This window comes from Stenotrophomonas sp. 14P6.2.3 (assembly GCF_057799055.1).
In genome coordinates, this window is sequence record NZ_JBYOLA010000009.1 from 15,690 (window position 1) to 29,633 (window position 13,944).

12 protein-coding genes are annotated in these 13,944 nt (G+C 66.7%); 6 read left to right on the forward strand and 6 right to left on the reverse strand.

What is annotated here, in order from left to right:
• Positions 1-73: 73 nt before the first annotated feature.
• The gene (locus tag AC27VL_RS09165; protein WP_100552787.1) at positions 74-832 is read right to left on the reverse strand and encodes an SDR family NAD(P)-dependent oxidoreductase; all 759 of its coding nucleotides are present in this window, start codon (positions 830-832) and stop codon (positions 74-76) included.
• A 105-nt stretch (positions 833-937) separates the two neighbouring features.
• Between AC27VL_RS09165 and AC27VL_RS09170 the strand changes: the two genes are divergently transcribed.
• Both AC27VL_RS09170 and AC27VL_RS09175 read left to right on the forward strand, forming a co-directional pair.
• On the forward strand, positions 938-1,291 hold the full coding sequence (locus AC27VL_RS09170; RefSeq protein ID WP_488766092.1) for a hypothetical protein: 354 nt from the start codon (positions 938-940) through the stop codon (positions 1,289-1,291).
• A 91-nt stretch (positions 1,292-1,382) separates the two neighbouring features.
• Complete coding sequence (locus AC27VL_RS09175) at positions 1,383-2,336, forward strand: helix-turn-helix transcriptional regulator (RefSeq protein WP_488766093.1); 954 nt, start codon at positions 1,383-1,385, stop codon at positions 2,334-2,336.
• A 261-nt stretch (positions 2,337-2,597) separates the two neighbouring features.
• On the opposite strand, the gene AC27VL_RS09180 is transcribed toward AC27VL_RS09175, so the two are convergent.
• The 3 genes from AC27VL_RS09180 to AC27VL_RS09190 form a co-directional block, all read right to left on the reverse strand.
• A complete protein-coding gene (locus AC27VL_RS09180; RefSeq protein ID WP_488766094.1) occupies positions 2,598-4,508 on the reverse strand; it encodes a CocE/NonD family hydrolase in 1,911 nt (636 codons plus the stop codon).
• 202 nt (positions 4,509-4,710) lie between these two features.
• On the reverse strand, positions 4,711-5,097 hold the full coding sequence (locus AC27VL_RS09185) for a DUF4440 domain-containing protein (protein ID WP_375070237.1): 387 nt from the start codon (positions 5,095-5,097) through the stop codon (positions 4,711-4,713).
• Positions 5,097-6,455, reverse strand: a complete 1,359-nt coding sequence (locus AC27VL_RS09190; protein WP_488766095.1) for an MFS transporter — start codon at positions 6,453-6,455, stop codon at positions 5,097-5,099. Before AC27VL_RS09190 ends, AC27VL_RS09185 begins: the two co-directional genes overlap by 1 nt.
• Positions 6,456-6,559: 104 nt before the next feature.
• Here AC27VL_RS09190 and AC27VL_RS09195 point away from each other — a divergent pair, with 104 nt between their 5' ends.
• Positions 6,560-7,456: a LysR family transcriptional regulator gene (locus AC27VL_RS09195; protein WP_488766096.1), complete on the forward strand. Its 897-nt coding sequence runs from the start codon at positions 6,560-6,562 to the stop codon at positions 7,454-7,456.
• A gap of 114 nt (positions 7,457-7,570) precedes the next feature.
• Here the strand turns inward: AC27VL_RS09195 and AC27VL_RS09200 are convergent, their stop codons facing one another.
• On the reverse strand, positions 7,571-10,366 hold the full coding sequence (locus AC27VL_RS09200; RefSeq protein WP_488766097.1) for a beta-glucosidase family protein: 2,796 nt from the start codon (positions 10,364-10,366) through the stop codon (positions 7,571-7,573).
• A gap of 336 nt (positions 10,367-10,702) precedes the next feature.
• Between AC27VL_RS09200 and AC27VL_RS09205 the strand changes: the two genes are divergently transcribed.
• Positions 10,703-11,137, forward strand: a complete 435-nt coding sequence (locus tag AC27VL_RS09205) for a VOC family protein (RefSeq protein WP_488766098.1) — start codon at positions 10,703-10,705, stop codon at positions 11,135-11,137.
• 123 nt (positions 11,138-11,260) lie between these two features.
• Positions 11,261-11,965 (forward strand): helix-turn-helix domain-containing protein, encoded by a 705-nt coding sequence (locus tag AC27VL_RS09210; RefSeq protein WP_488766186.1) that lies wholly within the window; start codon positions 11,261-11,263, stop codon positions 11,963-11,965.
• 8 nt (positions 11,966-11,973) lie between these two features.
• Here the strand turns inward: AC27VL_RS09210 and AC27VL_RS09215 are convergent, their stop codons facing one another.
• The gene (locus tag AC27VL_RS09215) at positions 11,974-12,852 is read right to left on the reverse strand and encodes a sterol desaturase family protein (RefSeq protein ID WP_488766099.1); all 879 of its coding nucleotides are present in this window, start codon (positions 12,850-12,852) and stop codon (positions 11,974-11,976) included.
• A 107-nt stretch (positions 12,853-12,959) separates the two neighbouring features.
• Here AC27VL_RS09215 and AC27VL_RS09220 point away from each other — a divergent pair, with 107 nt between their 5' ends.
• Complete coding sequence (locus AC27VL_RS09220; protein ID WP_488766100.1) at positions 12,960-13,910, forward strand: LysR family transcriptional regulator; 951 nt, start codon at positions 12,960-12,962, stop codon at positions 13,908-13,910.
• Positions 13,911-13,944 lie beyond the last annotated feature (34 nt).

Sequence of the window (13,944 nt, forward strand, 5' to 3'; positions counted from 1 at the left end):
TTCACCGCACGGATTCATCCACGCATGGCATGGATCTGGTGATGACCGCCATGCGTACCCCTGTTGCACACGGTTACTGCGCCAGATAGCCACCATCGATGGCGTAGTAGGCACCCGTCGCGAACGAGGCATCGTCGCTGGCCAGCCAGGCCACCAGCGCGGCCACTTCCTGCGGCGTTCCCAAGCGCTTGAGCGCATGCCGCCCTTCCAGCGTTGCACGCACCTTGGCGTCCATCTTTTCAAGCAATGGCGTGTTGATGAAGCCCGGGCCCACCGCATTGATGCGGATACCATCGGCGGCGTGCTCCCATGCAGCCGTCTGGGTCAGGCCGACCACGCCGTGCTTGGCCGCCGCATAGGCGGTCGAGCCGGCATAACCCACCTGGCCCAGGATGGAGGCCATGTTGATGATGCTGCCGCCGCTGCCCACCGCACGCATCGCCTGGATCTGCGCCCGCTGGCACAGGAACACGCTGGTCAGGTTCACATCCACCACGCGTTTCCAGCCATCGATCGGGTAGTCGCCACTGCTTGCCGCTGGCCCGCCGATGCCCGCATTGTTCACCGCGATGTGCACGCCGCCCAGTTCCTTCACCGTGCGCTGCACCGCCGCTTCCACCGCCGCTTCGTCGGTCACATCCAGCGCGATTCCGATGGCCTCAGCGCCCTGGCTGCGCAGCACGGCTACTGTTGCATCCACCGCTTCCTGCTTCAGGTCCCACACCGAAATACGCGCACCGGATGCAGCGAGCGTTTCTGCTACCGCCAGGCCGATACCGGAAACACCACCGGTCACGATCGCGGTTTTTCCGTTGAGCTGGTAATCAATCATCTGTGGTCTCCATGTGGGGGAATCGATGCGGACAGAAACGTCCGACCTCATAGACACTACGCCTTTCTTCGTGACGAAAGCGCTGCATGGGGGATACTTGCGCGCATGCCCGGCCAACAATCTCCCACGCGTACAGCCTGCGTTCCGCTTACTGCCGATGCCGAACGGCGCCTGGACACCGATTCCTGCCTGCCTGGCGACCTGTACGAGGTGATGCTCAGCGATTCCACGGTCGATCTTCTGTTCGACAGCGGCTTCCTCACCACCCTCAATACCCGTTTCGGTCTGCTCTTTGACCGCTACGAAGACGAATCGATCACCCGCACCGAGCAGTTGCAGTACGCACGCGCATTGCTGCGCGACCTTCAACTTGGCCGTAAATGCCAATCGATTGACCCGCTGGATATCGCATTCGGGCTGGCATTGGAGAAAATGACAGGGATCTATTTCTACCTCTGAAAGCGCAGGACCGATCCGCGCTGCAGGTGCACGATGGAACGTGCGGGCACATCGTCGCCGGCACCCGTCTTTTATTGTTGAGCGCCGAGCGATGTCCCGATATTTCACGTTTGCCGATTACCGCCGTTTTGGCCAGCGACACGGCTATGACTACCGTGCCGATCCAAGCCACCTGCGCGAAGAACAGTGGGCCGGCCATGGCGACCTGCACGAACAGACCCTGCGCGGGGGAATGAGCCTGCTCGCATCGGATGTGCACAACCGCATCGCCTATACCGCCACAGCGCATGAAAGGCCCGGCCTGGTCATCCGCGTGATGCTGCAGGGCCAGGTCGACGTGCAGGTTCCCAACCGCAGTGATTTCAGCCTGCGCGCAGGCACCGCAGTGACTACCAGCCACCGCGACCATGTGGCGATGGTCGGCGTCCATCCGGGCAATACGCGCCTGCGTGGCATCAGCCTGTTGGTGCCCGCCGACCTGGATCCGGACGTGTTCCAGCAACCGCAACTGCAACAGGCGCTGCGCGCGTCGCTGGAATGCCGCCATTGGGCCATCCCGCACGCGATGCTGCCGACCCTCGCGCAGTTGTTCGACAGCCCTTGGCAGGACGATCTGGATGCACTCTGGCGCGAAGGCGTGGCGCTGCAGCTGCTGACGGTGGGCCTGCAGGCCGATGATCTGCACGTTGAAGGCGCGCGCATGCTGCGCAGCGGCCAGCGCAGCCGGCTCGAGCGCGTGCGGGCTTTCCTGCACGATGACCCCAGCCATGCGCACAGCCTGGTCGAGCTGGCCCAGTTGGCCTGCATGAGCCCCAGCGCGCTGCGCCGGCACTTCGTCCAGGAATATGGCTGCTCGGTATTCGACTACCTGCACGAACAGCGTATGCGTCATGCCGAGCAGGGCCTTCGCGAATCTGGCTGGAGCGTGGAGCGGGCCGCTGCGGAAACCGGCTATCGGCATCCCAGCAACTTCGCCGCGGCATTCCGCAAGCGCTTCGGGCTGGTGCCCAGCCGCTGGCGCACCGGGCCGTCGAAGGTCGGCTGAAGCCATCTGCTCTGGTAGGTGTCGACCTTGGTCGACACGCTTTCGCGTCATCGCAGACGCCGGCCAGCGGCCGGCACTACCACACCCGCCGCTGGCGCACTGGCCCTTCGAAGTTCGGCTGACGCCCATCTGCTCTGGTAGGTGTCGACCTTGGTCGACACGCTTTCGCGTCATCGCAGACGCCGGGCATGGCCCGGCGCTACCAACATCGTGCGCCGCCCCGGGTAGCGCCGGGCCATGCCCGGCGTCACCCCCTCCGCCTCAATACACCGGCAGCTCGATGTAGCTGGCCTGCGCGGCGCTGTGCCACACCCGCTGCGTGGCCTTCCGGTAATCACCCGGCTTGGCCAGGTAGATGTTGGGCACGTAGGTCTGCGGGTTGCGGTCGTACAGCGGGAACAGGCTGGACTGCACCTGCACCATCACCCGATGGCCCTTCTGGAAGGTGTGGTTGGCATTGGGCAGGTCGAAGCGGTACGGCAGCACCTGGTTGGCCGCCAGCGCCTTGGGATCGCTGAAGCTCTCGCGGTAACGGCCACGGAAGATCGCCAGTGACACCGGCAGCTCATAGCCGCCCATTTCCGGCGTCGATGCCTCCTGGTCGGGATAGACGTCGATCAGCTTCACCACCCAGTCGCTGTCGGTGCCACTGGTGGACGCCTGCAGGTTCACCACCGGCGCGCCACCGATGCGCAGCGGCGCGGTCAACGGCTCGGTGATGAAGGTCAGCACGTCAGGCCGGCCATCGACAAAGCGCTGGTCCTTGACCATCCAGGTGGTCCACATGTCGCGGTCGCCGAAGCGCACCGGCCGCGGTACGAACGGCACCGGCTTGGCCGGATCGGACACGTATTCTTCGAAGTCGCCCTCGCCCGTCGCCGGTGCCTGGAACGCCAGCTTGCCACCGGCACGCAGGTACAGCGGCTTGCTGTTTGCCGCGCACGCCTTCTCGCAGCTGCGCGGCCAGCCCTGCAGGCGGTCCCAGTGGTTTTCACCGGTGTTGTAGACCAGCACCGGTGGCGTATCGGCCTTCGGCGCGCCGTCCACCAGGTACTGGTCGAAGAACGGCTTGAGCACGTCGCGGCGGAACTGCAGCGCGGTATCGCCGTCGAACTTCAGCGCCCCCAACTGGCTGCCGTCATAGTTCACCTGGCTGTGCCGCCACGGTCCCATCACCAGGTAGTTGTGGGTGTTGCCGGTATCGCGCCCTTCCATCGCCTGGTAGGCATGGTTGGCACCCCACATGTCTTCCTGGTCCCACAGGCCCTGCAGCCACATGGTCGGCACCTTCAGCGGCGTCTTCGCCATCACCGCGTCCAGCGCCTGGCCCTGCCAGAACGCATCGTATGCAGGGTGCTGCACCAGCTTCTTCCACCAGGTCAGCTGGTCCACACCGGTGAAACGCGCGTAGTCGCCGGCCGAGCCGATGCGCAGGAAGGTGCTGTAATCGTCGTAGCCCAGCGACGGCAGCGGCGTGCCCTTGCCCCGCTTCTCGGTCTGCATCGCGAAGTAGTTGAAATTGACCTGACGGAAGGCGCCGTAGTTGAGCCAGTCGTCGCCCATCCAGCCATCGACCATCGGGCTCTGTGGCGCTGCCACCTTCAGTGCCGGGTGCGGATCGGTCAGCGCCATCACCACGGTAAAGCCTTCATACGACGAGCCGAGCATGCCGACCTTGCCATTGGTTTCCGGCACATGCTTGACCAGCCAATCGATGGTGTCCCACGCATCGGTGGAATGATCGACCTTGGTACCGTTCAGCGGCCCGCGCAGCGGCCGGGTCATCACGTAATCGCCCTCGGAACCGAACTTGCCACGGATATCCTGGAACACGCGGATGTAGCCGCCATCGACGAACACTTCATCGCCCTGCGGCAGCAGATCGCGCATGCGCGGAGAATCGCTGCGGCTGGCGCGGCCGGCGGCGTCGTACGGTGTGCGGGTCAACAGGATCGGCGCGTTGTGGGCACCCTTGGGCACCACGATCACCGTATACAGCCTGGTGCCATCGCGCATCGGCACCATCACCACGCGCTTGTCGTAGTCGCGGCCCACATCGGGAGCGACGAAGGGTTTTCCGCTGATGTCCGGGGTCATCGGCGGCGTGTCGGCGGCCAGCACGGTGCTGGACAGGCTCAGGGCTACGGCAACAGCAACGGCACGCACACGCATGGACATCACCTCCCGGCAGGAAAGACCCCAGCCTACTCCCGTAGCACGCGGCAAAGCGCGTGCCTGCTTTGCATTCTGCGGCGTTTACAGGCAGGACTGATGGCACATGTGCGGGCCGCTGCCGCTGCGCTCGCCGGGCATTGCCCGGCGCTACCCGTTCGCGGACAACCACGATAGCGCCTGGCCATGCCCGGCGGATCCATCACGTCACCGGCACTTCATGCAACGCCAGCCAGCGCCAGCGCCCGTCTTCCTGCCGCAGCACCGCCAGCGATTCCCGCCATGTGGGTTCGCCCGCGCCTACGGCATGCCCCTCGCGATAGCGCAGCACTGCCAGCGGCGACGGGGCGTCGACCGCCTGCACAGCCTCGACGGCGATCTGCAGCCCAGGTCGCGCACCGTGGCCACCCGCGAACAGCGCCTGCACTGCACTCCGGTCCAACCTGCGTCCGGCAATGCCGACCATGCTGAAGTCCGCGCAGAAATGCGCCATCAGATCGTCCAGTGCATCGGCCGCGATCCCCGCGCGGAACCAGGCCTGCAGCTTGTCGTGCAGAAGGTGGATTTCGTGTTCGGCGGTCATGTCCATCAAGCGGTCTCCGTCGTGGAAAGGGAATGCAGCTGCGCGCGGTGCAGCAGCGCCAGCGGCAACAGGGTGAGTACGGCGGCCAGTCCCAGCGCCATGCCGGTGGCATGCGCCGGCCACCACTGCATGGCCAAGGCCAGCAGCAGGGCGATGGCGGCGGTACCCAGGCAGAAGCTGAGCTGGCGGTTGAGGTTCCACAGCGCACTGGCATCGCCCAGCGCCTCGGCGTCCACACCATGGAACGCCAGCGTCTGCGCGGTGCTGCTGCACAGGCTGCCACCCGCACCCATCAAGGCGAACAGCATGGCGGCCAGCACGAACGGTGGCTGTGATTGCAGCGCCATCAGCAGCAGACCGCTGGCCTGCAGGACCATGCCCAGCCGCAGTACCGTGCCCGGCCCGACGCGCGCCAGCAATCGCCGGCTGCCGGTGATCGCCAGTGCCGAGGCCAGCGCCCACGGCAGCATCAGGGCGCCGATCTGCGCAGCGCTGTAACCGGCGTGGTTCAACTGCAGGGTGCTGGCCAGCTGGCTACCGATGAACACACCCGGCACCGCCAGATAGACCAGCATCGCCATGCGCAGGCCTCGATGGGACAGCAGCGACCAGCGCAGCAGCGGCTGCGGCTGCCGGCGCGCATGGCGTAGATGAGCGACAGCCAGCACTGTCGCCAGCAGCAGCAACCCTGCACCGGCGAAGCGATGGCCGGGCTCACCCAGCCAGGTCAGCGCCAGCAGCAACGCGCCCAGCGCAGACATCGCGGTGGTCAACGCATAGCCTTGCAGGCGCGGCGCACTGCGCCGGCCATCAGCCGGCATCCACGCCAGCACCAGGGCGATCGCCAGCACCGCCAGCGGCAGGCTGGCCCACAGCACGCCGCGCCAGGACAGCCACTGCACCAGCAGGCCGCCAAGGGCCGGTGCCAGTGCCGGCACCAGCAACGCCACCAGCAGGATGCGCCGGGTCAGCGCACCGCGTTGTTCAGGCGTGCACTGCCGGTACGCCGCCGCCTGCGCCACCGGAATCAGCAGGCCACCGGCCAGCCCCTGCAGCAACCGCCAGCCCAGCAGCCAGCCAATGGACGGTGCGGCGCCGGCCAGGCCCGCGGCCACCGCGAACAGCAACAAGGCAACCAGCAGCAGGCGACGCTCACCGCAGCGCGCGGCCAGCCACGGTGCCAGCGGAATCACCACGCTCAGGCCCAGCATGTAGGCGGTGCCCACCCAGGCCAGGGTACCGACGTCCGCATGCAGCTCGGCCGCCAGCGCCGGATAGGCCACCGTGGCGATGAACATGTTGACCAGGTCCAGGGCGAACACCAGCAGGAAGATCGCCTCATGGCGCAGGCGCGGGGAAGGCATCAGCAGGCTCCAGCAGCGAAGGCGCCAGCATGGCGGACCGGCGTTGTTGGAAAAACACGACGACAGCTGCAACACTGTCAAATCTGCTTTGACAATAAGCCACCATGGTCAGCCTCGATCGCTTCGATATCTTCCGCGCCGTGGTCGAGGCCGGCAGCCTGACTGCCGCCGCCGAGCGCCTGGGCCTGAGCCGTGCCGTTGTCAGCTTCAACCTGAAGCGGCTGGAGCAGGAGCTGGGGGTGACCCTGCTTTTGCGCAGTACCCGCCACCTGGCGCTGACCGAGGCCGGCGAACAGTTCCTGCAGCACTGCGTGCAGGCACTGGATGCCGCGCAGGCCGCGATCGATGCCGCACGCCGCGACCAGCATCAGCTGCAGGGCATGCTGCGCCTGACCACCACCCCGGAGTACGCGCAGCTGCGGCTGATTCCGGCACTGGAAGCCTTCCGCACGCAGCATCCAGCGCTGGTGCTGCATCTGTCGACGTCGCCCGCACCGGCCGACCTGATTCCCGAACGCTTCGACCTGGCGATCCGCCTTGGCCGCCTGCCGGACTCGGGACTGCATGCCAGCGAGCTGGAGCGGCATCCGTTGTGCGCAGTCGCCGCGCCGGCATTGCTGGCCCGCCTGGGGTCCGCTGAAGCGGCGGACGATCCGGCACAGTTGAGCACCCTGCCCCGCCTCGGCTATCCGCGCCTGGCCGATGTGCCGGTGGTCGCACCGGATGGCAGCGATGCCCTGTTCGCCACCAACCCGGGCAACGCAGTGGTACGCGTGGATGGGGCCAGCAGCCTGCGTGCGTTTGCCCTTGCCGGTGCAGGCGTCACCGTGCTGCCACGCTGGCTGATCGAAGACGATCTCGCCCACGACCGCCTGCGGCCCGTTCTGCGCCAGCACCGCTTTCCGCAGCAGAGCGTGTACGCGGTATACCCGCACAGCACGCAGCCATCGCCGAAGGTGCGGCAGCTGATCGATTTCCTGCGCGTGTGGTTTGGAACATGAAAAGGGGACGGAGGGGATTAAGTCGTTTGTGGCATAAACGACTTAATCCCCTCCGTCCCCTTTTTTCACGGCCCCTTGCGGGGCCGTGTCTTCAAGCATCAACAACCCGCCGTATCAGCGCAGCACCTGCTCCACCAGCTGCACGTCCACCGTCTGCAACGGCTCGGCAGCATTGCGCGACAGCTGCACCTGGTAGGTGCCGCCATCGATCTTCCACTGGCGGGCCTGTGCATCGTAATGGGCCAGGGTCTTCGGCTCGGCTTCGATGCGGATGCGGCGCTGCTCGCCCGGCTGCAGTTCGACCTTGTCGTAGCCGATCAAGCGGATCGGCGTGGTGCTGCCGGCGGGCAGCTTCAGGTACAGCTGGGCGACGTCGGCGCCAGCGCGCTTGCCGGTATTGCGGATGTCGACGCTGGCGACCAGACGCGAGCCTTCCACGCTCACCTTCAGGTTTTCATAGGCGAACGAGGTGTAGGACAGGCCGTGGCCGAACGCGAAGGTCGGGGTCAGGCCCTTGGCCGCCATCCACTTGTAGCCGACGTTGGCGCCTTCGATATCGAAATCGAACACATCGCCGAACGGCTTGGCCGGCTTGAAACCGAGGCCATCGATGTGCGGGCGCGGCAGCTGCGATTCGTCCACCACCCAGGTCACCGGCAGGCGGCCGGACGGATTGGCCTGGCCGGTCAGCAGTGCGGCAATGCCTTCACCGCCGCGGATGCCCGGGTACCAGGCCTGCAGCACCGCCGGCACCTGTGCCAGCCACGGCGTGCGCACCGGGCCATTGGTCTCCAGCACCAGCACGGTCTTCGGGTTGGCCTTGGCCACCGCTGAAATCAGCGCATCCTGGTTGTCCGGCAACTGCATGTCCGGCAGGTCCACCGATTCGGCGGCCCACTGGGTAGCAAACACGATGGCCACATCCGCCTGTGCGGCAGCCTTGGCCGCAGCGGCAGCATTGGTGCCGTCCACATAGGTGATGGTGGCATCCGGACGCGCGGCACGCAGCGATTCCAACGGCGAGGACGGGTGGAAGATCACCGGGCCCGGCCAGGTGGTCGGCAGCACGCCCGGCACCGCATTGGTGCCCTTGGCAGTAACGCCCACCATCGACGAACCACCGCCACCGATCACGCCCTTGTCGGCATGGCCACCGATGATGACGATGCGCTTGGCGCTGTCGGCCAGCGGCAGCAGGCTGCCTTCATTGCGCAGCAGCACGCTGCCTTCTTCCACCGTGCGCTGGGCCACGGCGAAACCGGCCTCGGCGTCGACCTTCTGGTGCTGCGGCGGGTTGTCGAAGTTGCCGTGCAGGAACATCGTGCGCAGGATGCGCGCCACCATGTCGTTCAGGCGCACCTGCGGCACTACGCCGCCGTGCACGGCCAGACGCAGCGGCTCATCGAAGAACACTGCCGCATCGAACACTTCACCGGCCGACTGCTGGTCCAGGCCGGCCAGCGCCGCCTTCGAACCGCTGTGCACGCCGCCCCAGTCGGACATCACGAAACCGGGGAATTTCCACTCCTGCTTCAGCACCTGGTTCATCAGGTAGCCGTTCTCGCAGCCGTAGGTGCCATTGATCTTGTTGTAGGAACACATCGCCACGCCCGGACGACCGGCTTCCAGCGCGATCTCGAACGCCAGCAGGTCCGATTCGTGCATGGCCTGCTCGCCGATGCGCACGTCGTGGAAGTTGCGGCGGGTCTCCATGTCGTTCAGCGCGAAGTGCTTCATCGAGGAGATCACGTGCTGGCTCTGCACGCCCTGGATCAGCGCACCGACCATCGAACCGGCCAGCAGCGGGTCTTCACCGGCGTATTCGAAGTTGCGGCCGTTGCGCGGGTCACGCTGCAGGTTGACGCTGCCGGACAGCAGGATGTTGAAGCGCTGCTGCCAGGCTTCGCGACCCATCGTTGCGCCACCGGCAAAGGCAACACCACGGTTCCAGGTGGACGCCGTGGACGGGCCCGACGGCATCGCCGTGGCGAAATCACCCGGGCGGATCCCCCCCGGATTGGTCACGCCCACGCCGGCGTCGGCCGATTGCTGCGACGGAATGCCCAAGCGCGCCACGCCCGGCACGAAACCGGCCGAGCCCACCGCGCCTTCCGGCAGCTTGCCGCCATCCTTGCCCAGCCCGAAGTAGCTGTGCAGCATCTGGAACTTCTCGTCCTCGGTCATCGCCTTCAGCAGCAGCGCAGCGCGCGCATCAGCGGTGAGCGTGGTGTCCATCCACGGCTGCTCGCCGCCCTTGTCGGCGGCATAAGCCAGCGTCAACAGGGTCGCGCGCAGCGTGCTGCCTTCCACCTTGAACGGCGCACTGCTGGCAGCCTGGAAACCATCGCTGAAATAGCTGGCATCGGCTTCCAGGGCCACGCGTGCCGGGTCGAAGCCGGCGGCCTTGGCCGATTCACCGGCCACCGCACCGAGCAGCACCGCCGGCGCGCCGAGCCGCGAACGCGACACCAACGCCGGCAACTGCGTGGCTCCAGCGCCAGCGTCGGTATAGACCGCCACCGCATGGCGGCCGTCATCCAGACGCAGATAGTTCAGGCCCGGCTGGTCCGGGCCGGATTCGGCGGCGATCGGCAGCCTGGTCAACACGGCCTGGCCCTGCTGGGTCTGGCCATCGTCCTTGCCGGCGGCGATGAAGCGGTACTGGTAGCCCAGGCCATCGGCCAGCAGCTGCAGCGGGTCGACCTGGCCGATGCCGCGCTGTACCTGGCGAACGCTGACCGCGTCCACCTGCAGGGTCTTCAACTGGGCAGCCAGGGCCGGCATCGCGTCCGCTGTCGGCGCCTGCTCCAGGGTCAGCACGGTGAAGGCGGCGGAGTCGGCCCAGGCCGGGGTGGCCAGTACGGCAGACAGGGCCAGGGACAGGGCGAGCGGCTTTGTAAACGTTTTCATCGGCGGGCGTAATTCCGTTGCCAAGGCAATCGGTCCAGGGAAAGTGCCGCCGAAGGGTGCAGCGTCATGCCGCGTATGCGTTGCCGGGCAACGCCTTGCAGGCCAGAGGACGGGCCGGTCTGCGCGCGGGACCCTCCTCCCGTGCGTGACAACCTGCCTGTCCGGGCCGCGCAGGGCGACCCATCATGTGAAGAGTGTGCGAGGGCGTTCATCGCTGTCAACAGGACCTAAGTCACAGGCGCCACCTGCGCTATGGTTATCAGCCCATCACCGGCGGTCATCAACGGGCTGCACGACGCTGCCGATAATGGATCTCCCCGGCGACGAATCGAGCCCATGACCGTACATCGCGACTTCGACCATCTCTGGCGCGACCGCTGTGACACATCCAGCCAGCGCAGCCCGCGCGTGCTGATCCGGGTATTCGTCGCCCCAGAGGAGCTGGAACGCAGCGTGGCCTTCTACGAGCAGCTGCAGGGTGTGGTCGCCGATGCCGGCTTTCCGTTTCCCGAGGCGGGGCTGCGCCTGGCGATGGTCGGTGCGTTCCTGCTGATCGAAGGCTGCGACGAGGCGCTGGCGCCCTTCACTTCGACCACGGGCACGTTGCTGGTCGACGACGTTCGCCCGTATCACGACAAGCTGGTGGCCGCTGGCGCCGAGATCATCTTCCCGCTGCAGGTAGTGCCCACCGGTGCGGCGTTCAATGCGGTGCATCCCGACGGCACCGTGGTCGAGTACGTGCACCATCGGCCGGACCCGCAGGGGCGCTGAGGTGGCGGCCCCACCTCAGTAGATCCACGCCATGCGTGGATGCCTTGCACCCGGAGCCGTGCGGCACCATGACCGCTATCCACGCATGGCGTGGATCTACTGCTCTACCTGCGCCATCCACGCATGGCGTGGATCTACAATCCCACCATGTCCTCCCCCGCTCTGCCCTGGAATGGCACCCTGCTGCTGGATGCACACGTTGCCGTGCTGCAGGGCCACGCCGGTGACAGCGCTGCGCATGCGCACTACGCCCATCAACTGCTGCTGAGCGAAGGCGCGCCCTGGCAGATCGAGATCGATGGCGCGCGGCAGCAGGGCCAGCGGTTATGGCTGACCTCCTTCCAGCCACACGCGATCCTGTCGGCTCCCACTGACGGCTGCACGGTGTTCCTCGAACCGGCGCATGCCGACCTCGATCAGATCCAGCAGCACCTTCAGTCGTTGCCAGGCAATGCCGCGCAGCTGCACGAATGGCTGCCACGGCTGAGCCGACCGCAGCCCCTGGACCGTCGCGTGCAGGCGGCGCTGGCCCGCATCACCCAGCACCTGCCCGGCCCGGTGCCGGCCGCCGATATCGCCGAGGCCGCGCATCTGTCGACCAGCCAGCTGCATCGGCGCTTCCAGTCCGACTTGGCCGTGACCCTGCGCGGCTGGGTGCTGTGGCAACGGCTGCGCAGCGCACTGGCGCATCATCTGCGCGGGCACAGCCTGACCGACAGCGCGCATGCCGCCGGTTTCGCCGACCTGCCCCACCTCTCGCGCAGCCTGCGCCGCATGTTCGGCATCGGCGCCGCGCAACTGCAGGGCCTGCAGCTGCACGCGGCCTGACGCACCGGTCAACCGCGCCTGCGCAGCCCCTCCGGCAGCTCCGGCACATCGCCATGCGGCAGCTCGCGGAAGGGCGCCAGCAGTTGTGCGGAATACGCCTGCGGATAGTCCGGCTGGCTGCCGATACCCAGATCACGCTGCCCCAGCCGATAGCCCGGCGCATCGAACGCCGTTCCCAGCAGTTGGTCCCACACGGTCAGGAACAAACCGAAATTGACGTCGCCCGCAGTGCCATAGCGGATGTGGTGGAAACGATGCAGCGGCGCCCATGCCATCACCCTGCCCAGCACACCCGGGCGCATGTCCACGTTGGAATGCTGCAGCAGCAACTGGATCGCAATGGCAAACGCCAGCACTGCGGCCACCGGCATCGGCATTCCCAGCAACAGCAGCGGCAATACGCCACCCACTGCTTCGGCGGCCTGGTGCAGCGGGTGTTTCATCAATCCATTGAAACCGTACATGCGGGTTACGCTGTGATGCACCGCATGCAGCCGCCACAACCAGCCGATGCGATGGCTGGCGTAGTGGGCCAGGGTGATGCCAAGGTCAGCCGCGATGATCGCCACCAGCACCTGCAGCGCGAATGGCCACTGCATCGGCCAGATGTGCCAGGGCACGATCGCCGCCAGCAGCGGCACTGTGGCGATCGACAGCAGGTTCAGGCTTTCATTGACCAGCGCATGCAGGACGTCACGCAGGCGGTCGCCATGGTCGTGGTTGAACGCCGGGTCGTATGGCCACATCCGCTCGGCAGCGAACGACACCGTGATGGCCACAGCCAGCAAGGCAAGCAGCCACAGCGGATCACCGTGATGGTGACCGACCCAGCCGATGGCGGCAGCAACAAAACCCAGCAGGAACAACGGGGCATACAGGCGGAGCATCCAGTGCTTCATGGGCAACCCGGGAAGTGAGGGGCCTGCATGTTGGCGGGGCGTACAGACTGTCGGCTTGAACAAACGGCGCAACACCTCGCGTCGTCCATCCACGCATGGCGTGGATCTACAATGGCGGCCTCATCGCGGCCGGGACCGGCATGGACTCCTTCACCTTGATGCGTGCCTTCCGCCGCATCGTCGAACGCGGCAGCCTGGCCCGCGCCGCCGAAGACCTGGGCCTGTCGCCAGCAGGGCTGAGCAAGCAGCTGCGCACGCTGGAAACGCACCTGGGCGTGGTGCTGCTGCAGCGGACCACCCGCCGCATGAGCCTGACCGAAACCGGCCATGCCTATTACCGCGAATGCTGCCGCCTGCTCGATGAGCTGGACGCACTGGAGCGCGGCATCGCCCAGCAGCGCGGTGAAGTGAGCGGACGCCTGCGCGTCAATGCACCGCAGTCGTTCGCGCTGAGCACGCTGTCGCCGCTGCTGCCACGTTTCCTGCAGCAGCATCCGCAGCTTGCGCTCGACCTGGTGATGGAAGACCGGCTGCTCGATGCGGTCGGCGAAGGCTTCGACGTATCCCTGCGCATCCGCGCCGAGCTGGAAGATTCGCGGCTGGTCGCACGCCGCCTGGCGTCGCTGCAGCAGGTGCTGTGCGCGGCGCCGTCCTACCTGCAGCACCATCCGGCACCGCAGGTGGTGGAGGAACTGCAGGCGCACAGCGTGCTCGGCTACAGCCTGTCCGATTCACCCCGCAGCTGGCCGCTGCTCGGCCCCGATGGCCAGGTCACGGTGACCCTGCCGACACGGGTCACCGCCAACAACAGCCTGTTGCTGCGTGACCTGCTGGTCGCCGGCGTCGGTATCGGTGCGCTGCCCTCGTTCCTGGCCGCACCGGCACTGGCCAGCGGCGAGCTGCAGCAGGTGCTGCCCGACCATCGCTATCCGCCGCGGTTCGTCTACGCGGTCTACCCCACCGCGCGCCACCTGCAACCGAAGGTACGCGCCTTCATCGATTTCCTGCACGCCGAGCTGCCCACCTGCGCCGGCCTGGATTCGTAACCGCCAGCGAAAACTGAGCTGCCCGCCGCGTGCT

Excerpts from the sequence above, each read along its gene's own strand:
- AC27VL_RS09220 (WP_488766100.1), top strand. The coding sequence starts at position 12,960 with ATGGCGTGGATCTACAATGGCGGCCTCATCGCGGCCGGGACCGGCATG.
- AC27VL_RS09180 (WP_488766094.1), bottom strand. The coding sequence starts at position 4,508 with ATGCGTGTGCGTGCCGTTGCTGTTGCCGTAGCCCTGAGCCTGTCCAGC.
- AC27VL_RS09165 (WP_100552787.1), bottom strand. The coding sequence starts at position 832 with ATGATTGATTACCAGCTCAACGGAAAAACCGCGATCGTGACCGGTGGT.
- AC27VL_RS09175 (WP_488766093.1), top strand. The coding sequence starts at position 1,383 with ATGTCCCGATATTTCACGTTTGCCGATTACCGCCGTTTTGGCCAGCGA.
- AC27VL_RS09195 (WP_488766096.1), top strand. The coding sequence starts at position 6,560 with ATGGTCAGCCTCGATCGCTTCGATATCTTCCGCGCCGTGGTCGAGGCC.
- AC27VL_RS09170 (WP_488766092.1), top strand. The coding sequence starts at position 938 with ATGCCCGGCCAACAATCTCCCACGCGTACAGCCTGCGTTCCGCTTACT.
- AC27VL_RS09210 (WP_488766186.1), top strand. The coding sequence starts at position 11,261 with ATGGCGTGGATCTACAATCCCACCATGTCCTCCCCCGCTCTGCCCTGG.
- AC27VL_RS09215 (WP_488766099.1), bottom strand. The coding sequence starts at position 12,852 with ATGCTCCGCCTGTATGCCCCGTTGTTCCTGCTGGGTTTTGTTGCTGCC.
- AC27VL_RS09200 (WP_488766097.1), bottom strand. The coding sequence starts at position 10,366 with ATGAAAACGTTTACAAAGCCGCTCGCCCTGTCCCTGGCCCTGTCTGCC.
- AC27VL_RS09190 (WP_488766095.1), bottom strand. The coding sequence starts at position 6,455 with ATGCCTTCCCCGCGCCTGCGCCATGAGGCGATCTTCCTGCTGGTGTTC.
- AC27VL_RS09205 (WP_488766098.1), top strand. The coding sequence starts at position 10,703 with ATGACCGTACATCGCGACTTCGACCATCTCTGGCGCGACCGCTGTGAC.
- AC27VL_RS09185 (WP_375070237.1), bottom strand. The coding sequence starts at position 5,097 with ATGGACATGACCGCCGAACACGAAATCCACCTTCTGCACGACAAGCTG.